General features: G+C 46.7%; 21 protein-coding genes and 1 pseudogene. 14 read left to right on the top strand and 8 right to left on the bottom strand.

Features of this window, described 5'->3' with window-relative positions; translation table 11 throughout:
- Positions 1 to 86: 86 nt before the first annotated feature.
- On the bottom strand, positions 87 to 929 hold the full coding sequence (locus MY7_RS13935) for an oxidoreductase (protein WP_007613641.1): 843 nt from the start codon (positions 927 to 929) through the stop codon (positions 87 to 89).
- A 132-nt stretch (positions 930 to 1,061) separates the two neighbouring features.
- Here MY7_RS13935 and MY7_RS13930 point away from each other — a divergent pair, with 132 nt between their 5' ends.
- The 4 genes and pseudogenes from MY7_RS13930 (at position 1,062) to MY7_RS13915 (ending at position 4,649) form a co-directional block, all read left to right on the top strand.
- Positions 1,062 to 2,843 (top strand): M3 family oligoendopeptidase, encoded by a 1,782-nt coding sequence (locus tag MY7_RS13930; protein WP_007613637.1) that lies wholly within the window; start codon positions 1,062 to 1,064, stop codon positions 2,841 to 2,843.
- Positions 2,844 to 2,961: 118 nt separating this feature from the next.
- Positions 2,962 to 3,399 carry a YusW family protein gene (locus MY7_RS13925; protein WP_017418952.1) on the top strand — a complete coding sequence of 146 codons (438 nt, stop codon included), beginning with the start codon at positions 2,962 to 2,964 and terminating at the stop codon, positions 3,397 to 3,399.
- A gap of 155 nt (positions 3,400 to 3,554) precedes the next feature.
- Positions 3,555 to 4,379 (top strand): ABC transporter ATP-binding protein, encoded by an 825-nt coding sequence (locus MY7_RS13920; RefSeq protein ID WP_029325844.1) that lies wholly within the window; start codon positions 3,555 to 3,557, stop codon positions 4,377 to 4,379.
- Positions 4,380 to 4,381: 2 nt separating this feature from the next.
- A pseudogene (locus MY7_RS13915) lies at positions 4,382 to 4,649 on the top strand (YusU family protein).
- Positions 4,650 to 4,843: 194 nt separating this feature from the next.
- On the opposite strand, the gene MY7_RS13910 reads toward MY7_RS13915, so the two are convergent.
- Entirely contained in the window at positions 4,844 to 5,884 is a 1,041-nt protein-coding gene (locus tag MY7_RS13910; protein WP_007613634.1) for a ketopantoate reductase family protein, read from the bottom strand.
- A 12-nt stretch (positions 5,885 to 5,896) separates the two neighbouring features.
- Positions 5,897 to 6,643, bottom strand: a complete 747-nt coding sequence (locus MY7_RS13905) for an acetoacetate decarboxylase (protein ID WP_007613633.1) — start codon at positions 6,641 to 6,643, stop codon at positions 5,897 to 5,899.
- A 140-nt stretch (positions 6,644 to 6,783) separates the two neighbouring features.
- Here MY7_RS13905 and MY7_RS13900 point away from each other — a divergent pair, with 140 nt between their 5' ends.
- Positions 6,784 to 7,671, top strand: a complete 888-nt coding sequence (locus MY7_RS13900) for a LysR family transcriptional regulator (protein WP_007613631.1) — start codon at positions 6,784 to 6,786, stop codon at positions 7,669 to 7,671.
- Between the two features lie 110 nt (positions 7,672 to 7,781).
- Here the strand turns inward: MY7_RS13900 and MY7_RS13895 are convergent, their stop codons facing one another.
- The 4 genes from MY7_RS13895 to MY7_RS13880 form a co-directional block, all read right to left on the bottom strand.
- Positions 7,782 to 9,377 carry an MDR family MFS transporter gene (locus tag MY7_RS13895; RefSeq protein WP_007410079.1) on the bottom strand — a complete coding sequence of 532 codons (1,596 nt, stop codon included), beginning with the start codon at positions 9,375 to 9,377 and terminating at the stop codon, positions 7,782 to 7,784.
- Between the two features lie 20 nt (positions 9,378 to 9,397).
- Positions 9,398 to 9,859, bottom strand: a complete 462-nt coding sequence (locus tag MY7_RS13890; RefSeq protein WP_007613619.1) for a MarR family winged helix-turn-helix transcriptional regulator — start codon at positions 9,857 to 9,859, stop codon at positions 9,398 to 9,400.
- 138 nt (positions 9,860 to 9,997) lie between these two features.
- Positions 9,998 to 10,330, bottom strand: a complete 333-nt coding sequence (locus tag MY7_RS13885; RefSeq protein ID WP_007613617.1) for a spore coat protein — start codon at positions 10,328 to 10,330, stop codon at positions 9,998 to 10,000.
- An 11-nt stretch (positions 10,331 to 10,341) separates the two neighbouring features.
- Positions 10,342 to 10,599, bottom strand: coding sequence for a hypothetical protein (locus MY7_RS13880; protein WP_015418171.1), 258 nt, complete (start codon positions 10,597 to 10,599; stop codon positions 10,342 to 10,344).
- Between the two features lie 89 nt (positions 10,600 to 10,688).
- Here MY7_RS13880 and MY7_RS13875 point away from each other — a divergent pair, with 89 nt between their 5' ends.
- Entirely contained in the window at positions 10,689 to 11,597 is a 909-nt protein-coding gene (locus tag MY7_RS13875; protein WP_007613615.1) for a proline dehydrogenase family protein, read from the top strand.
- A 29-nt stretch (positions 11,598 to 11,626) separates the two neighbouring features.
- Here the strand turns inward: MY7_RS13875 and MY7_RS19335 are convergent, their stop codons facing one another.
- Entirely contained in the window at positions 11,627 to 11,767 is a 141-nt protein-coding gene (locus MY7_RS19335) for a YuzL family protein (RefSeq protein WP_074534247.1), read from the bottom strand.
- A 190-nt stretch (positions 11,768 to 11,957) separates the two neighbouring features.
- On the opposite strand from MY7_RS19335, the gene MY7_RS13870 reads away from it, so the two are divergent.
- The 8 genes from MY7_RS13870 to MY7_RS13835 all read left to right on the top strand — a co-directional run bounded on the left by MY7_RS13870 (position 11,958) and on the right by MY7_RS13835 (position 19,279).
- Positions 11,958 to 14,327: a 3-hydroxyacyl-CoA dehydrogenase/enoyl-CoA hydratase family protein gene (locus tag MY7_RS13870; protein ID WP_007613613.1), complete on the top strand. Its 2,370-nt coding sequence runs from the start codon at positions 11,958 to 11,960 to the stop codon at positions 14,325 to 14,327.
- A gap of 10 nt (positions 14,328 to 14,337) precedes the next feature.
- Positions 14,338 to 15,513, top strand: a complete 1,176-nt coding sequence (locus MY7_RS13865; protein ID WP_003151841.1) for an acetyl-CoA C-acetyltransferase — start codon at positions 14,338 to 14,340, stop codon at positions 15,511 to 15,513.
- 19 nt (positions 15,514 to 15,532) lie between these two features.
- Positions 15,533 to 17,317 (top strand): acyl-CoA dehydrogenase family protein, encoded by a 1,785-nt coding sequence (locus MY7_RS13860; RefSeq protein WP_007613612.1) that lies wholly within the window; start codon positions 15,533 to 15,535, stop codon positions 17,315 to 17,317.
- Between the two features lie 113 nt (positions 17,318 to 17,430).
- On the top strand, positions 17,431 to 17,787 hold the full coding sequence (locus MY7_RS13855) for an arsenate reductase family protein (protein WP_003151843.1): 357 nt from the start codon (positions 17,431 to 17,433) through the stop codon (positions 17,785 to 17,787).
- 59 nt (positions 17,788 to 17,846) lie between these two features.
- The gene (gene gcvH, locus MY7_RS13850) at positions 17,847 to 18,230 is read left to right on the top strand and encodes a glycine cleavage system protein GcvH (RefSeq protein ID WP_003151844.1); all 384 of its coding nucleotides are present in this window, start codon (positions 17,847 to 17,849) and stop codon (positions 18,228 to 18,230) included.
- 54 nt (positions 18,231 to 18,284) lie between these two features.
- Positions 18,285 to 18,521 carry a YusG family protein gene (locus MY7_RS13845; protein ID WP_003151845.1) on the top strand — a complete coding sequence of 79 codons (237 nt, stop codon included), beginning with the start codon at positions 18,285 to 18,287 and terminating at the stop codon, positions 18,519 to 18,521.
- 69 nt (positions 18,522 to 18,590) lie between these two features.
- Positions 18,591 to 18,956, top strand: a complete 366-nt coding sequence (locus tag MY7_RS13840) for a toprim domain-containing protein (protein ID WP_029325845.1) — start codon at positions 18,591 to 18,593, stop codon at positions 18,954 to 18,956.
- A gap of 2 nt (positions 18,957 to 18,958) precedes the next feature.
- Positions 18,959 to 19,279, top strand: a complete 321-nt coding sequence (locus MY7_RS13835; RefSeq protein ID WP_003151847.1) for a thioredoxin family protein — start codon at positions 18,959 to 18,961, stop codon at positions 19,277 to 19,279.
- The last annotated feature ends 29 nt before the right edge of the window (positions 19,280 to 19,308 follow it).

Genomic DNA, 19,308 nt, shown 5'->3' with positions numbered 1-19,308 from the left:
CATCGTCCTCCCTGTGATCTGTTAATTTAATTATATCACGTATCAAATAAAAATCAATACTAAATTATAATTATTATAATTTAGGTTCAAGTGAACAGCTTTTTCTTTATAATCGATTCCCAGGCGGACCACGGAAAGAGTGAGCGGAAAGCCAATGTGAGCTTAACGCCCCTGCCGATCGGATACCGCAGTTTCTTCAGCCGTTTCCTTTGTGCCAATTGATAAATCAGCTCCGCTACGTCATCAGGATCGCCGCTTTTGGATGCGTTGGCTTTGAAGTAAGCTTCGATTTGCTGATAATAGCGGTAATAGGGCGAATCTTTGCCGGGGGCCGTAAGATGATTGGAGAGAGACGTCTCCCATATAGACGTTTTATAGGAGCCCGGTTCTACTAAAGCGGCATCAATTCCTAAAGGCAGCAGTTCGAGGCGCAGGCTCTCTGTAAATCCTTCAACCGCGAATTTGGAAGAGACATACGGAGATAGAGCAGGGAAACCGGTCAGTCCGCTGATACTGCTGATATTGAAGATTTTTGCCCCGCCATGTTTTCGCATATAAGGCAGCACGGTTTTTGTGACGTGAATCAGACCGAATACATTCGTTTCATACTGCTGTCTGTAATGTTCCATCAGCACATCTTCAATAAACCCCCCGTACGCAGTGCCGGCGTTATTGACGAGCAGGTCAATCGATCCGAAACCGCTGATGGTGTTCCCGAAGTCAGACACCGACTGCTCATTTGTCACATCTAAAGAAACGACCGTAACATGTTCGGATGCACCCGCTTGAGCGGCGGCCTCTTTCAGTATTTCAGCTTTCTCCGGCTGTCTGGCTGTTGCGATGACGTGATAAGACCGGGCGAGCTTCAGCGCTGTCAGCAGCCCGAATCCGCTCGTCGCGCCGGTTACAATGGCAATTTTTCTGTTCATCTTATAATCCTCCCCGTTTGTTCTTATCTCATAGTGTATATCATCTCGCGGAAAGAAGGAGAAATCGTTCGGAAATATGTCAGAATTGTTTTATAATAGAGTCAGCTTCGGATAGAAAGGGGTAAAGAAAAGATGGCATTAGAGGGATTGAAGGAAACATGGGATTTAAACTCCATTTTTGAGGGCGGGAGCCGGTCGGAAGAGTTTCAGCAATACATACAAGAGCTCAAAAAGCATCTAAGCGCTTTTCAACATGCGGCTGAAGCGTTTACAGTTCCGACGCATGCGGATGAAAGCCGGGAGCTGATCAATCTGATTGATAGGTTTGAACGGTCAGCGATCATGATCAGGCAGGCGGGAGCGTTCGTCGGCTGTCTTCAGGCTCAGAACACTCATGATCAGAAAGCGAATGAATGGAGGGCGCGGATCAATCAGCTGAGCAGTGATTTTAAATCCGCTCTGGTCACCCTTGACGATACACTTGCCCGGATTGACGAGCGGGTCTGGGAGGAGCTGCTGCAAAAACCGGAACTTCAGGATCTCACATATGTTTTAAATGAAAGAAGAGACCGGGTCAAAGAGAAGCTCAGCGCTTCAGAAGAAAGGCTGATTGAAGGCCTGGCCGTTGACGGCTATCACGCATGGGGCGACCTGTATAATGCGGCTGTCGGCAGAATGAAGATTCCATTTGAGGATAAAGAGCTGTCGGTCGGTCAAGCGGAAAATATGATGGCGCACCCGGATCGCCGCATCAGACATCAAGTGTTCAAAGAGCTTAATGAAGCGTGGAAAGGAGAAGAGGAGCTTTTCGGCAGCACGCTGAATCATCTGGCCGGCTTCCGCACGGAAATCTATAAAGCGCGGGGCTGGAAAAGCGCTTTGGAAGAGCCGCTTGCGATCAACCGGATGAAAAAAGAAACGCTGGATGTCATGTGGCAGGTCATTACCGATCATAAAAAGCCTTTTGCTGAATACCTGAATCGAAAGGCATCTCTTTTAGGGCTTGAGCGGCTGAACTGGTATGATGTGGACGCACCGATCGGCGAGGCTCCGAAAGAATACACATATGATGAAGCGGCTAATCTGATCGTCAGCCAATTTTCGACGTTTGGCAAAAAGCTGTCCGCATTTACGGAAAAAGCGTTCCGTGATCGGTGGATAGAAGCGGAAGACCGCAGCGGAAAACGGGTCGGCGGTTTCTGCACCAGCTTTCCCGACAGCGGAGAATCCCGGATTTTTATGACGTTTTCCGGAAGCGCTTCGAATGTATCGACGCTGGCGCATGAGCTCGGTCACGCGTTCCATCAGGAGGCCATGCTTCAAGTGCGGCAGCTGAACAGAGCCTACGCCATGAATGTGGCTGAAACAGCCTCGACCTTTGCGGAAATGATCGTCGCCGACGCCGCTTTGAAACAAGCGGAGACAAAGGATGAAAAGCTGTTCTTGCTTGAAGATAAAATTCAAAGAAGCGTAGCCATGTTTATGAATATTCATGCGAGATTTTTATTTGAAACGCGTTTTTATGAAGAGCGGAAGCAGGGCGTCGTTCCGGCTGAGAAACTGAATGAACTGATGGAAGCGGCGCAGAAAGAAGCGTTTTGCGATTCATTAGGGGAATACCACCCTCATTTCTGGGCGTCAAAACTGCATTTTCATATTACGGGAGTGCCGTTTTACAACTTTCCGTATACGTTCGGTTATTTATTTTCGCTTGGAATATATGCAAGAGCTCTTCGGGAAAAAGCGGATTTTGAAGAAAAATATATCGCGCTTTTGTGTGACACGGCTTCGATGACCGTTGAGGATTTGGCGATGAAGCACCTTGGAGCGGATCTGACGGAACGGTCGTTTTGGGAAGACGCGGTCCGCCTTGCCGTACAGGATGTGCAGGAATTTTTAGAGCTGACTGAATGATAATCTTGAGATGAACCGGCCGGAGTGTTACCGCTCCGGTTCTTTTTTGTTTAATGAATGACAGCCGCCTCCCTTGGAAATACCTAAAAACGATCGGAATGGAATGGGAGTGAATCGCATGAAATGGTTCAGGACGGCGGGCGTTTTATGTCTTACGCTGATGCTGATTGCCGGCTGCCGATTGAATGAAGAAAAACGGGAAGCGGAACAAGACAGCACACCCGTGTCATCCGCGAAGCCGGTTCCTTACAGCAGCTTTTCCCTTCGCGTCAGCTACGGAGCCGGAGAGCATAACCGCTATGAAGGTTTGTATGAAAGAAAAAGCGGTCATGAAAAGGCGGACATCCGGGACAAGCTCTCAGGGGTTCACAGAGAGGGCGAGGAAGCGCTTGATGAAATGAAGATGATCCTCGGAGAACTTGCCGTAAACAGCCGGATGCAGGAAAGCGAGGTCGTCCGGCAGGTGCTCTCGGCTTTTAATTTGGACAGCCGCTATGACCATTTTTATCTGAAACTGAAAAAGAACGATGGAGAAATGACGGAAATAAAAAAATAACCGCCGTCCGCTGCTTTTTTGCCCAAAACTAATTGATAATGATATTCAGAGTCATTAATTTCTGTTACAATATAATCATGATCTCACGTTGAATGTTTAGGCAATTTGTTTATATACATAGTGTTGGGAAACTCAAAAAAGGAGCGGTTAGCGGTATGAGTGCAATTTCTACAGAGACGCTGAGCTTAGGGTACGGAGAAACTGTTATCATTGACGAATTGGATGTCGCGATTCCAAAAGGCGAAATCACTGTATTGATCGGAAGCAACGGCTGCGGAAAATCGACGCTTTTACGTTCATTGGCCCGGCTGATGAAACCGAGGGGCGGTTCTGTGCTTTTAGAAGGAAAAGCCATCGCTAAGCTTCCGACGAAGGAAGTGGCAAGAGAGCTCGCTATTTTGCCGCAGAGTCCGTCAGCTCCCGAAGGCCTGACGGTGCATCAGCTTGTGAAGCAGGGAAGATACCCTTATCAAAGCTGGCTGAAGCAATGGTCCAACGAGGACGAGGACGCAGTCGCAAAAGCGCTTAAAGCGACGAAGCTTGAGGAAATGGCCGACCGTCCTGTGGATTCCTTGTCAGGCGGACAGCGCCAGCGCGCATGGATTGCGATGACACTCGCTCAGGATACGGATATCATTCTGCTTGACGAGCCGACAACTTATCTCGACATGACGCATCAAATTGAAATTCTTGATTTGCTGTTTGAATTAAATGAAAAAGAAAAACGCACAATCGTCATGGTGCTGCACGACCTCAATCTGGCATGCCGTTATGCCCATTATCTGGTCGCCATTAAAGATAAACAGATTTACGCAGAGGGCCGTCCCGAAGAAGTCATCACTTGCGAGCTTGTACAGCAGGTCTTTGCGATGAACTGCCAGGTAACGCAAGATCCGCTGTTCGGCACGCCGCTTTGCATTCCGCACGGACGCGGCAGATGTATCGTGCAGGAAGCGGCCCTCACCGCCCGATTGTCATAATCATGAAAAAGGGAAGGGAACGGTATGGAAGAGAAACTGCAGCAGCAGCTGGACGGCCTGCTTGAGAAATACACGGAACTATTGCTTGGCGAAACAAACCCGGATGTAAAGGAAGAAGTCAGGCAGTGGATTTTGTATACACATATCGCAAAAAGCATGCCTCCGCTCGTCAAACATTGGAATCAATCCTACCCGGACGCCAAAGAGGGCATCAAAGCTGCGATACAGCATATTAAACAGCTCAATGAAGCACACAGAAAAAAACAATAAAAAAGCTTTCGGCATCAAAGAGAGGTGCCGGAAGCTTTTTTTTGCTGAAAAGGAATCAATAAAGGCTTCGTTCAATTCATAGGCGAAGAACTTTAATGTAACTAATGCACCCGTTTGTTTACGTATATTTCTTCCGCTTGCTGAACCAAGAAAAAAGGACCGCCGCAGCAATCCCTTTCTCTCTTTCCTATATATCACATTTCCTTTCGGCTACGTAATAACTCTTCAAATGCTTTTATATTTGTATCAAAATTGGGGACTGTTTGAGATTCCTCGGCACATTTGACTTGTGCCACAACCAAATCATGAAAAGGTGTTGAAATGCCAGTACCTTCTGCCATTTTGGGAATAACTCCATTAATATAATCAATTTCAGTTTTGCGTTTTTTCTCAAGATCCTGGAGCATACTTGCTCTTAGCAGCCTAGATGGTTCCATGGCTGACCTAAATGTTTGGATACGTTCAGGAATATCATTTTCACTTCTTAATTCCAAAGATTCTAAATCAAGGCCGCCCATTTTCGCAAATTTGACACCATTGGCGTGTCCAACCTTAATCGTCTCATCTGCGATATGGACTGCACTAACAATGCCGATTTCATGGTCAAGAATGTCTCCGTATTCTCCGTTTAATGCTGCCGATAAACCACTGAATGCATTATTGATAAGTAATTTTGACCACTTCGTTCCAACTAAATTATCGGAAATATGTGTTCCGCCGAAAAGGTCTAAAACCGATTTAATACGCATGATTCTTTCTGTTGTTTCACCATGTAATTCTCCAATTTGAAAAGCGTACTCTTTAAATTGAGTATACTCAGTTGTAAGTCTGGATACGCCCGGCTCAATAAACGTAGCACCAAATTCAACAGAACCTGCAATAACACGTTCATCACCAACGATCGAAGCAACTTTCTGTTCAGGTATGCCGTTTTGCAAGGAACATACTACACTGTCATCCTTTAAAAAAGGCAGCAACTCTTTAAGAATGGAGTCATTATATAATTGTTTCGTCAGAAGTAATATTAAATCATACTTGCCTGACTTGTTTTCAGGGGTAATGGCTTTCACTTTTGCTTGAAATTCCGTTGTACCAACTACTTTAGCACCTATTTGATTTAGAGTATCTACATGTTCTTTGTACGAATCAATCAATTCGACATCCATTCCGCCAGCAGACAGATATGCTCCAACTATGGTTCCTAAAGAACCTGCTCCTAAAACTGCAATTCTCATTGTCAACGCTCCTTATTTTTCCTCTAAGTAGTTATAAACCGGCTGTGCTGCATTTAAGGTTAAATCTGTAAGGATATGAGATGCTGAAACGACTTCTAATACAGGCAAATCTGCAAGAGGTGCCAGAGCATGTTCAAATAATTGAAGCCGCGCCGGTCCAGTCCAGGCACCTTTAACTTCTATATTCGTTATTTGCGTTCGCACCAAATCACAAACCCTTAAATCACCATTGTAATCAGTAGCAATCTTAACCATAAAATTAGGTCGGCAAATTTCCCTTTTCGCTTTTTCCTTGTCCATTTCGAAATGTTTATATCCCATAGTCGCAGTTGCCACACGAAGACTGCCATAATCCAATGTGCCAACAAGAGTATCAGAGTCTATATACAGCTTAGGGGCACCCAATTTCTTTGGATATGCAGTAAGTTCCCGTCCGCTTGCAATAGCCGGGAAATTGTCAACATACATAGAATGTACATAATCTCCTTCTTCACCATTAAAGCTGACAGGGATGACTTGTCCTGCCTCTGTATAGGCGCCAAGTCCGGAAACATCGGGCATCCACATCACTTCGAATTTCACTAAAGGTTCAGTAATTTCAAGAGGTTCTGGCACTGCCGCACGTAAAGCTTTTTCATCCGTTCGGTAAATAATATTAAGATATTCCCGGTTAACAAATTTATAGGTTGGCACGGGGTAAGCAGGTGATGTTAAAGGTGTGTTTAAATTTTTAACAATGTTATTCACATCAATTTTCATAGTATGAGACCCCTTTCTTTTTCTTTTTTATGTTTTTTCAATTTAACTATGCTATTATCTTACATTCGCATTTACATTTAATCCAATACATAATAAGGTATATATATATTTATTGAAATAAATGAGGGGGGTGCAGACAGATGGAATTGCTGCAGCTAAAATACTTTCAGACAGTTGCCTATACTGAACATATTTCTAAAGCAGCAGAACAATTAAAGATTGCCCAGCCTTCTTTAAGTCTCACTATAAAAAGACTTGAGAATGAACTGGGAACAACCTTGTTTGAGAGAAAAGGCAGAAATATTAAGCTGAGTTCAGCAGGGAAAATTCTTTTAAAACATGTAAACAGGATTTTTACTGAGATTGAAAATGCACAAACAGAAATTCAATTGGAGGAACATCAAATTTCTGACACCATCAGAATATCTATTTCCAATCCAAGATTCCTTGCAGGACTGATGAGTGAATATATCAACCGCTCCCCTCAATCAAAAATTCTCCAAGCAATCGGAGTTAAAAGCGAGATCATAACAAGTTTAAAAAAAGGGGACATTGATTTAGGAATAACAGGTCATCCGATTCAAGATGAAGAGATAGAGAGTTGTGTGCTGGTAAATGAAGATATTGTTCTGGCTTTGCCCTCAAACCACCGATTTACGGGTAAAACAGAAATTTCTTTACGCCTTGTCGCCGATGAACCATTTATTACCCTTGCTAATAATGAAGAGTATAGCGGTTTTACAGCCTCGCTTTGTGAGAAAGCTGGTTTCACCCCAAATATTGCGTTTGAGGCAGATTCTCATTTACTGGTCGAGATTTTAAAGCTGGATCAAGGTGTGGCGTTGCTTCCTATTTCAGTTTGCAGAACATTGGGGCTGAATTTTATAAAAGTGACTGATCACTCTGCTTCATATCCAGTCGGCTTATCTTGGATGAGACATAAGCTGTTATCTTCTTCCGTAAGAAATTTTCGTGACTTTATTATGTCGTACTATAAAGATAACTATGAAATGTTTAAGGTTTATTAAAGGGTTTCATCATTATTTTATTGAATTTCCCCCATTTCCAATGAGGCGGAAGACTGGTCATTCCCAGATGATATAAAAAAATCCCGCGGCATCCGCGGGATTTTTCTTTGTTAAACGGCTTTCGCCTTTTCTTCTTGTTTGCCTGTCTTTTTATTTGTCAGCTTAATTGATTTAACAAACAGCGTGAGGATCAATCCGGCAGCGATAAAGGCCAGGCCTGTGAAAAACACGCTGTGAAGCGAATCCATCAGTGACGTTTTCAAAACCGGCACGATATGGGAAGAAAATGCGGCCGGAATCTGCTTAATCGATTCCTGACTGAACAAGGATTGAAGCAGCCCTTCAGGATTCTTGTCAATCATACCTTTAAACTGGGCGGCAAAGGCACTTGCCTGTTTCGGCAGTGAGTCTAAGTAAGGCACCAGTCTGTCGGTTAAAAGGCTTCCTGATCTGGCATTCATGACAGCGCCGAGCACTGTAATGCCGAACGTTCCCCCGATCATCCGGAAAAATTGGCTTGAAGAGGTCACAACACCCAGCTCTTCTTTTGAAAACGTTTCTTGCAGAGCGAGTGTGAGAAGCGGCATGACGAGCCCCATTCCCAGACCGATCACGGCCATATAGCATGTAGCCGCGAGCTTGCTTGTATCCAGCTGCAAAGTCGTTAATAAGAAGAAGCCGACGGCCATGATCAGCATACCGATCATGATTTGCGGTTTAATACCGATCTTATAAACCAGCTGGCCTCCGATAATACTTGTGATAATCATAGATACCATCATCGGCGTCATAATCGTGCCGGACGCGGTGGCGCTGACTCCGATAATTCCCTGCATAAAGAAAGGAACAAACGTGACGGCGCCGAACATGCCGATACTCATGAAAAAGCCGATCAGATTCAGTACGGTAAACGTTCTGTTTTTAAACAGGTACATCGGCAGAATCGGTTCTTTTGCTTTGATTTCAGCGAAAATGAATCCGACAATCCCGGCAAGTGCAAGCGCAAAGAGACCGAGAATCTGCCAAGAGCCCCATGCGTAATCCTTTCCTCCGAAGCTGAGCGCGAGGAGGAGGCTGACGATTCCGACGATCATTGTGAAAATGCCGGCGATGTCAAAGTTAATCGGCCCGGTCTGTTTTCTGCCTTGAAGTCCTCTTGCGATAAAGATGACGGCTAAAATTCCGACAGGCAGGTTGATATAGAAAACCCATTTCCAATTTAATGAGTCAACAATCCAGCCCCCGATTTGCGGGCCGATCACGGAAGCAAGCCCGTAAATCGCCCCGAAAAGCCCTTGGAACTTGGCACGCTGTTTCCCTGTGAACAAATCCCCGATGACGATCATAGCCATCGGCATCATGACACCGCCGCCGATTCCCTGAAGTCCGCGGAAAATAATCAGTTCCGTCATGTTGCTGGCCATTCCGCACAGTGCGGAAGCTCCCATAAAAATCAATAAACCTGACACATAGACGACGCGGCGCCCCAATAAATCTGCAAGTTTCCCCGCAATCGGAACGATCGTCGTCGAAGTTAAAAGATATGCTGTGGTCAGCCACGTCATCATGCTTAATCCCCCGAGGTCACCCACGATTTTAGGAATCGCCGTTCCTACGATGGTGCCGTCAAGGGCTGAGAAAAACATGGCGATGATTAAGCCGGTTATTAATAATGTGCGTTTTGGATCTTTCTTTTCAATGCTCATGTTTCGGCAGCTCCTCTTTTCTATTCGTTTTCTTTTTGATCAGCCGCGTATTTCTCGGCTGCTTCAGCTACTTTGCGGATGATGTTCACGGACTGAATCAGTTCATCGTCAGTCAGAACGGACAGGTTTCGCGCCAGTATCGCTTTCCGTCCTTCCACAACATCTTCAAATTTTGTTTCGCCTTTTTTGGTGAGGCTGATGTCGATGACGCGTCTGTCCTGCTGGTTATGTTTGCGGACGATAAGTCCTTTTTGTTCGAGGCGGTCGGCCATCAGCGTCACTGCGCTCGGTTTTACCTCCATGCGTTCCGCAATTTCGGAAACTTTGCAGCTCCCGTATTTTTTCAGGCTGGCTAAAACAAATAATTGGGCAGGCGTCACCTCGTGTTTTGCCATGCTTTCCACCATTTCAGGCTGTATGTTTTGCAGCAGCGTCTGAAGAGATTTCTGGATGTCAGACACATATTGATCCGCGTTTTTCATAACTCCTCCTCATCTTGTTCCTTGAGAAAATAATTAACATTAGTTAAATATAAATAAGGATTAATGATAAGTCAATCTTTTTGTGCAAAAATAAAAAAAGGATTGATGCTTGTCGAAAACATCAAATCCTTCTTCGTTTTACTGCTGGTAGGGAGACTGCTGCTGAATAGTCTGCTGGAACTTCTGATACGATTGCTGAAGCTTTTGGGTATCGGCTGCTTCAATGGAATACCAGCCATTTTGAAACATCACATCGTATAATCTTCTTTGCGCTTTTTGTGACTCATCGAAAATCGCCTGAATATCTTGATAAAGAGACTCGTGGCTGAACTCGTGCAGGGCTGTGCAATATGAAGCCGTGATGTATTTTTCCGTCGTCAGCAGCTCATTCACCAAGTCTCTGTCATTCATTTGCGCCGTATTGGGCACGGGCGTCTGCGGATTCGTGATTTTTTGATTTTGCTGTTCCATGTATTGTCCTCCTATTGCATATAGCCTGTTGTTGTCTGCCCGCCTTGATCGGGGTTCAAGCGGCCCAATATGTGCTGATAATGCTTCTGATGCATCCGGCCGATTTGATCAAGCTCTTGTTTTAACGTCTGATTTTGGCAGTGTTCCGCCATAAAATGCGCTTTTTTCATGGCAAGCAGATTCCAGTTCAGCATGTCCTCAAGATACAAATGGTCTTTCGTTGAGATGACGGCAGGCGGCAAGTTTCCGTGCTGCTCTTGGTTGTTCATATAAACGCCTCCTTCAATTCTGTTCTTTTTAGCTTTCTCTGCGACCGAAAATTCATACACGAATAAAAGAAAAAGGAGGGAGTTCATCTTTGCTGCGGAACATATGTTTATTTTTGTCGAAAAATAAAATGCTTACAAAATTCGCCCAGGCTTACGGAATCCGCTTCGGCGCGGGAAGGTTCGTTGCAGGGGAAACACTCGCGGAAGCTGTGAAAACGGTAAAGCGGCTGAACCAAAAAGGGCTGTCGGCTTCGATTGATTATCTAGGTGAATATGCGGGTTCAGAGAAGGATGCGAAAAGGACGGCGGTAGAATGTAAAAAAGCAATCAGGGCGATTGCCGAGAATCAACTGGATTGTGAGCTGTCTCTGAAATTAACATCCATCGGTCTGGATATTTCCGAGAAACTCGCGGAACAGCATGTCAGAGACATATTGACGGAGGCAAAAGAACGCGGCGTGCCTGTAACAATTGATATGGAGGACTATTCAAGATGCGGCCGTACGCTTGAGCTGTATAAGCGGTGCAAGCCGGATTTTCCGATGCTCGGCACCGTCATTCAGGCTTATTTGTACCGGGCAGCTGAAGACATCAGCGGTCTGATGCCATACAAGCCGAGGCTCAGGCTTGTAAAAGGCGCTTATAAAGAATCGGCGGCCGTTGCATTCCCTGATAAAAAAGCAACCGATCTTCATTTTCAGCAGCTGATTAAACTGCAGCTTTTGAGCGGCCATGAAACGGCGGTGGCGACACATGATGATGACATCATTTCTTATACGAAAACACTCATCAGCGAGCATCAGATTCCCCGGGAGCAGTTTGAATTCCAAATGCTGTACGGCATCAGAACGGAGCGCCAGAAGGAGCTTGCCGAAGAAGGGTACAGGATGAGGGTGTATGTCCCGTACGGAACCGATTGGTACGGGTACCTGATGAGAAGAATTGCCGAGCGCCCGGCAAATGCGGCGTTTGTGCTGAAAGGGATCTTCAAAAAATAACGGCTGCTCCAAAAAGCAGCCGCAGCATGTTATTCCATGTTTTCTTTTTTATATTGCTGATTTTGGCTCGTCCGTTTGCCGCCGCCGTATTTTTGCTTCGGTCCCGCATTTCCTTTCATGCTGGCCGCGCTCACTGCGGCAGAAGACGGATCTTTTCTCCCTCGCACCATTCCCTTCACCTCCGGGTTTAAGTTTCCCACCCGCGCCATTGAACATGCGGAAGCCGAAAAATTTAAAAAAATTCCATATTTGCTATTGAAGTCATCCTGAAAATCTTTTAAGATGAAAGAAGAAAAGGGTTTCATTTTTTTTGCCGAAAAAATGAATGACTATTCATTCAAAGTTCAAGGGGGATGACTCATGCACAAGTTTATAAAGAAAGCAGCCGTTCTCGGATCAGGCGTTATGGGGTCCGGAATTGCCGCGCACTTGGCTAACATCGGAATTCCCGTCCTGCTGCTTGATATTGTGCCAAACGAGCTGACAAAGGATGAGATGAAAAAAGGGCTGACATTAGAAAGCCCGGAGGTCCGCAGCAGGCTGAGCCGATCGGCCATGCAAAAGCTGCTGAAGCAAAAACCGGCGCCGCTGACTTCGGCTGCCAATCTCGACTATATAACGGCGGGGAATTTGGAAGATGACGCAGCTCAATTGAAGGATGCTGATTGGATTATTGAAGTCGTCGTCGAAAATCTTGACGTAAAAAAACAGATTTTCTCACTCGTTGATGAATACCGGAAACCGGGAAGCATCGTGTCGAGCAATACGTCCGGTATCTCCGTCACAAAAATGGCGGAAGGCCGATCTGCCGATTTTAAAGCTCATTTCTTAGGAACCCATTTCTTTAATCCGGCCCGCTACTTAAAGCTTCTGGAAATCATTCCGATTCAGGAAACAGATCCTGACGTGCTGGAGTTTATGACTTCATTTGCAGAAAACACGCTTGGGAAAGGTGTCGTCATCGCAAAAGACACGCCTAATTTTATCGCCAACCGCATCGGTACGTACGGCCTGTTGGTCACGGTAAGAGAAATGCTTTCTTCCGGCTGCCGCATCGGCGAGGTGGACACGGTGACCGGGCCTTTGATCGGCAGACCGAAAAGCGCGACCTTCAGAACCCTTGACGTTGTGGGGCTTGATACGTTCGCCCATGTGGCGAAAAATGTGTATGATAAAGCCGACGGCGCTGAAAAAGACATGTTTAAGCTTCCTGAATTTATGAATGACATGCTGAAAAACAATTGGCTGGGCAGCAAATCAGGCCAAGGTTTTTACAAAAAAGAAGGTAAAACAATATATGAACTCGATCCGCTGACCATGACATACGGTGAGCGTTCGAAAATGAAGACGCCCGCTTTAGAAGCCGCCAAACAGGCAAAGGGTGCCAAAGGCAAAATGAAAGCGCTTGTATATTCCGATGACCGCGCAGGACGCCTGCTCTGGAATATCACATCGCAAACACTCTTATACTCAGCCCGGCTTTTAGGTGAGATCGCTGATGATATCAAAGCAATTGATGACGCCATGAAATGGGGCTTCGGATGGGAGCTCGGACCGTTTGAGATGTGGGATGCCATCGGCGTCAGAAAATCAGCGGAGCGGCTCGAAGAAGAAGGTGCAGCACTCCCCGGCTGGGTGAAAGAAATGCTTGATCAGGGCCATGAAACATTTTATATGAAGGAAAACGGAACACCATTTTACTATTCAGACGGCCAATACAGGGCTGTGAAAGAAAATCCGAAACGGATCAGCCTGCAAGCGTTAAAAGAAACAAAAGGCGTGATCACTAAAAACAGCGGCGCAAGTCTGATTGATCTCGGCGATGATGTCGCGCTGTTGGAATTTCATACGAAAAGCAACGCGATCGGCTTAGACATTATTCAGATGATTGACAATGCGCTTGAGGAAACGGAGCGGAATTATAAAGGACTTGTCATCGGTAACCAAGGCAGACATTTCTGCGCGGGGGCAAACCTTGCGATGATTTTGATGGAAGCTCAGGATGATAACTTCATGGAAGTCGATTTTGTCATCCGCCGTTTTCAGCAGACGATGCTGAACATCAAATACAGCGCTAAACCCGTTGTCGCGGCGCCATTCGGGATGACACTCGGCGGCGGCACGGAAGTCTGTCTCCCGGCGGCACGCGTTCAGGCGGCGAGCGAATCGTATATGGGTCTCGTTGAAACCGGCGTCGGCCTTATTCCGGGCGGCGGAGGAAACAAAGAGCTGTACATGAATTATTTGGACGGCGGAAGTGAACTGATGGACGCAGCGATTAAAACCTTTGAAACAATCGCGCTTGCCAAAGTGTCCGGTTCGGCACACGAAGCCCGTGATATGAAGATTTTGTCCGCGGCTGACCGTGTCAGCATGAATCAGGATCACCTGCTGCACGATGCGAAACAGCTGGCTGCTTCCTTATATGACAGCGGATACCGCCCGCCTGCCCGCAAAAAAGTGAAAGTCACCGGAGAAACCGGCTGTGCGGCATTACTGCTCGGAGCAGACCAAATGAGACGGTCGGGTTATTTATCCGATCACGATATGAAGATTGCAAAGAAGCTGGCCCATGTTATTGCCGGCGGAAGAGTCCCGTTCGGCACGGAGGTTTCAGAAGAATATTTACTCGAGATTGAAAGAGAAGCCTTTTTAAGCCTCGCTGGTGAGGCGAAATCTCAAGCGAGAATGCAGCATATGCTCGTCAAAGGCAAACCTTTACGGAACTAGGAGGGTGTTTATGAGAGAAGCAGTCATTGTGGCCGGTGCGAGAACCCCGGTCGGTAAAGCGAAAAAAGGATCGCTTGCAGCCGTTCGTCCTGATGATTTAGGCGCGCTTTGTGTAAAAGAAACGCTGAAACGGGCAGGCGGCTATGAAGGAAATATCGATGACTTAATTATCGGCTGTGCAACACCTGAAGCCGAACAAGGATTAAATATGGCGCGGAATATCGGTGCGCTGGCGGGGCTTCCTCATACGGTGCCGGCCATTACGGTGAACCGCTACTGCTCTTCCGGGCTCCAATCCATCGCTTACGGTGCTGAAAAAATCATGATCGGTGCGGGTGACACCGTCATTGCGGGCGGTGCGGAATCCATGTCGCAAGTTCCGATGATGGGGCATGTGACCCGCCCGAATATCGCTTTGGCGGAGCATGCGCCTGAGTATTACATGAGCATGGGGCACACAGCGGAGCAGGTCGCCGAAACGTACGGCGTATCCAGAGAAGACCAGGATGCATTTGCCGTCCGCAGCCATCAGAATGCCGCAAAAGCCCTTAAAGAAGGCAAATTCAATGACGAAATCGTCCCGGTTGAAGTATCGCTGACAGAAGTCGGTGATGACCATAAGCCGCGGAAAAAACAATTTACCTTTTCTCAAGATGAAGGCGTTCGTCCCGGCACATCGGCTGACGTCTTGGCGAAGCTCCGTCCGGCTTTTTCTAAAACGGGAACCGTGACGGCCGGGAACTCTTCACAAACAAGTGACGGCGCGGCGGCTGTCATGCTGATGGATCGCGAAAAAGCATCGTCACTCGGATTGGCGCCGCTTGTCAAATTCCGTTCCTTTGCCGTAGGCGGCGTTCCGCCTGAGGTAATGGGGATAGGTCCGATTGAAGCTATTCCGCGGGCGCTCAAGCTTGCCGGACTCGAATTACAGGATATCGGGCTTTTTGAATTGAATGAGGCCTTTGCTTCACAGGCCATTCAAGTCATCAGATCGCTTGGGATAGATGAAGAAAAGGTGAACGTCAACGGAGGCGCCATCGCGCTCGGACATCCGCTCGGATGCACGGGAACGAAGCTGACCCTGTCACTCATTCATGAAATGAAACGGAGAAACGAGCAATTCGGCGTGGTGACGATGTGCATCGGAGGCGGCATGGGCGCTGCCGGCGTATTTGAGCTCATTTAAAACAAGGGGGAAACGAAGCATGAAACAGGAAACGGTCAACGTCAAAAAAGGCGGCAGCTTTCTGATTGAAGAGACGGGATATGATCAAATATTCACTCCGGAGGACTTCACAGACGAACATAAAATGATCGGCAAAACGACAGAAGACTATGTCGTAAACGATGTGCTTCCTTATATCGATGAAATTGAAAACCATCAGTTCGAGCATTCGGTCAGACTGCTGAAAAAAGCCGGAGATCTCGGCCTCCTCGGAGCAGACGTGCCTGAAGAGTACGGCGGAATCGGCCTGGATAAAATCAGTTCAGCCTTCATTACGGAAAAGTTTTCACGTGCCGGCAGCTTTTCGCTGTCTTACGGCGCTCACGTCGGTATCGGCTCATTGCCGATCGTGTTCTTCGGAACGGAAGAACAGAAAAAAACCTATTTGCCAGACTTGGCTTCAGGACAAAGAATCGCGGCATACGCCTTAACTGAGCCCGGTTCAGGTTCAGATGCCCTCGGCGCGAAGACCACGGCTGTTTTGAATGAAGCGGGCACACACTATATTCTTAACGGAGAAAAGCAATGGATTACAAACTCCGCCTTTGCAGATGTCTTTGTCGTCTACGCTAAAGTGGACGGAGATAAATTTTCCGCATTTATCGTAGAAAAGAACTATCCAGGCGTGTCAACGGGCCCAGAAGAGAAAAAAATGGGGATTAAGGGTTCATCGACAAGAACGCTGATTTTAGATCAGGCGGAAGTCCCAAAAGAAAACCTTCTCGGCGAAATCGGAAAAGGCCATGTCATCGCTTTTAATATCCTGAATATCGGGCGCTACAAGCTTGCCGTCGGCACAATCGGTGCTTCAAAACGGGTGATTGAGCTGTCTGCCGCTTATGCAAACCAGCGCCGGCAATTTAAAACGCCGATCTCAAGCTTCACGCTCACTCAGGAAAAGCTTGCGACGATGTCAGCTCGGCTTTACGCGATGGAGAGCTCTGTATACAGAACAGTGGGCTTATTCGAAGATAATATGAGCAGACTGACGGAAGAGGAGCAAAAAGACGGACGCGAAGTCGCGAAGTCAATCGCCGAGTACGCGATTGAATGCTCGCTCAACAAAATGTGCGGTTCTGAAACGCTTGATTATATTGCCGATGAAGGCGTTCAAATTCACGGCGGTTACGGATTTATGCAGGAATATGAAGTGGAGCGTGCCTATCGCGACTCAAGAATCAACAGAATTTTTGAAGGCACAAATGAAATCAACCGCCTGATCGTAACGAGCACGTTCCTGAAAAAAGCCGTAAAAGGTCAGCTGCCGCTCTTTGAAAAAGCAAAAGCGCTCCAAGAAGAACTCATGATGCTGATGCCTGAAGAGCCGGGCTCAGAACCTCTTGAACAGGAAAAATACATTGTCAGACAGGCGAAAAAGATCGCCCTCCTGACAGCGGGTCTCGCGGCGCAGAAATACGGCAAAGAGATCGAAGGCGAGCAGGAAATCATGGTGAACATTGCCGATATTGTCAGCGCGCTGTACGCTTTGGAATCAGCCGTCCTCAGAACGGAAAAAGCAATTGCGGCGGACGGTGCCGAAAAAGCCGCGCAGAAGCTGTTATATACGGAAATCTTTGCCCAGGAAGCCCTTCAGAACATTGAAGCGCACGCCAAAGAATCATTGATCGCCATGGAGGAAGGAGATTCCCTCCGCATGATGCTTTCCGTGCTGCGCAAACTGACGCGCCTGACGCCGAAAAACCTCATTCAGAAAAAACGTGAAGCGGCAGCCGCCGTCTTCCGTGAAGAAAAATATACGGTCTGATCACATGCTGAAAGCGCTCCTTCATCAGGGGCGCTTTTTCACGAAGCAACGTTATAGGTTTTTACAAGTGATTGTGTTAAAATAACGACGATCATTTACAAGGGGTGAAGAAGATGTCGTTAAATTTTTACTGGTACCCTAAATGCGGAACGTGCCGTAATGCGAAAAAATGGCTGGAAGACCGCGGTAAGGAAATAAACGAAATACATATCGCGGAGGAAACTCCGTCGAAAGAAGAAATTAAAGACCTCTATGAAAAGAGCGGTCTTGAGCTCAAAAAGTTTTTCAACACGAGCGGAATGAAATACCGCGAGCTGAACTTAAAGGAAAAACTGTACCACATGTCAGAGGATGAACAGCTCGAACTCCTGGCATCAGACGGTATGCTCCTGAAACGCCCGATTACGACAGACGGCGAAAAAGTCACTGTCGGCTTTAAAGAAGACCAATTCGAAAAATATTGGATGTAATGCCAGGTTCAAAGAATTATGGTATCTTCTTATTATAAGAAAAAAATGGAGGGATTTAGATGAGCACACCGAAAGATATGCGTTATTCCAAAGAGCACGAATGGGTCAAAGTTGAGGACGGAAAAGCCCGCATCGGGATTACACATTTCGCGCAAGCCGAACTTGGCGACATCGTCTTTGTCGAGCTTCCGGAAGTCGGCGCCGAAATTAAAGCGGACGAGCCATTCGGCAGCGTGGAATCCGTCAAAACCGTTTCCGAACTGTACGCACCGATTAACGGAACGGTGACGGAAGTGAACGAAGACCTTGATGACAGTCCTGAATTCGTAAACGAGTCTCCGTATGAAAAAGCGTGGATGATCGTCGTGGAACCGGCTGATGCTGAAGAAATCGAAAACCTCATGACTTCCGAGCAATATGACGAAATGACACAGGAAGACTGATCGGATAGCAAACGGGCCATTTGGACATTCTATCTGTAACGGGAGGTGTCTAAAATGGCTTTTGATAAACAAAAGGTCGATGTGACGGAGAACGTTACGGGCCGCTTTCAAAACGGCCGGTTTTCCTTGTTTCATGAAAATGAAGCCATCGGCGAGATGACAGGCATGGACCAGTACGAGCTCAAACAGGGCTTTTCATTTGAAAATCAAAAATTTTATAAAACAGCCGATGTCATAAACGGCAGCGATCCGAAATATGTCGATTGCGATTATGAGAATGGCTGGTGTTAACAGTTGGCGGTGAATTTCACTGCCTTCTTTTTCAATCTGACGCTAAAACAATCGGCAGGTGACGCGCTTATGTACAACGGAAATGAAAAGGTCATTATCGTAGAAGGAAAATCTGATAAAATCAAAGTCAGGGAAGTGCTCATCGAACCTGCGGAAATCGTCTGTACAAACGGGACGATCGGCCAAACCGAACTGGAAGATTTGGCGGACCGCCTGTTTGACAGAGACGTCTATATTTTAACGGACGCAGATGACTCCGGAGAAAAATTAAGAAAACAGCTGAAACGGGAGCTTCCCGAAGCGCGCCATATTTATATAGACAGAACATACAGGCAAGTCGAGTCGTGCCCGGGCCATCATCTCGCATCTGTGCTGATCAGAGCCGGCTTTGATGCTGACACTGTATTTTTGAAAAAGAACGACCTGAGGTGGTAATCATGAAAGAACTCCAAGAAAATGAACTCGAATCGATTCAGGATGACGTTTATCTCCTGTATTTGTACACCCCGTTTTGCGGCACATGCCAGCTGGCGTCCAAAATGCTTACTGTCGTCGAAGAAATGCTGCCCGGCGCCGCCTTCTATAAAAACAACGTGAATTATTCCCCCGCATTCGCCAAAGCCTATCAGATTGAAAGCGTTCCGTGCTTTTTGCTGTTTAAAGGCGGAGAGCTTGTTGAGAAAGGATACGCCTTCCGCTCCGTTTCCTATTTATATGAGCTGATTAAACAAAAAACATCGCAAACGTTCCCGATGTGACAATATTTACAGGAAAATGTCGTGCGGTT

The sequence above is a fragment of the Bacillus sp. 5B6 genome, assembly GCF_000259405.1.
GTDB lineage: Bacteria > Bacillota > Bacilli > Bacillales > Bacillaceae > Bacillus > Bacillus velezensis.
This window is presented reverse-complemented; position numbering and strand designations above follow the sequence as displayed.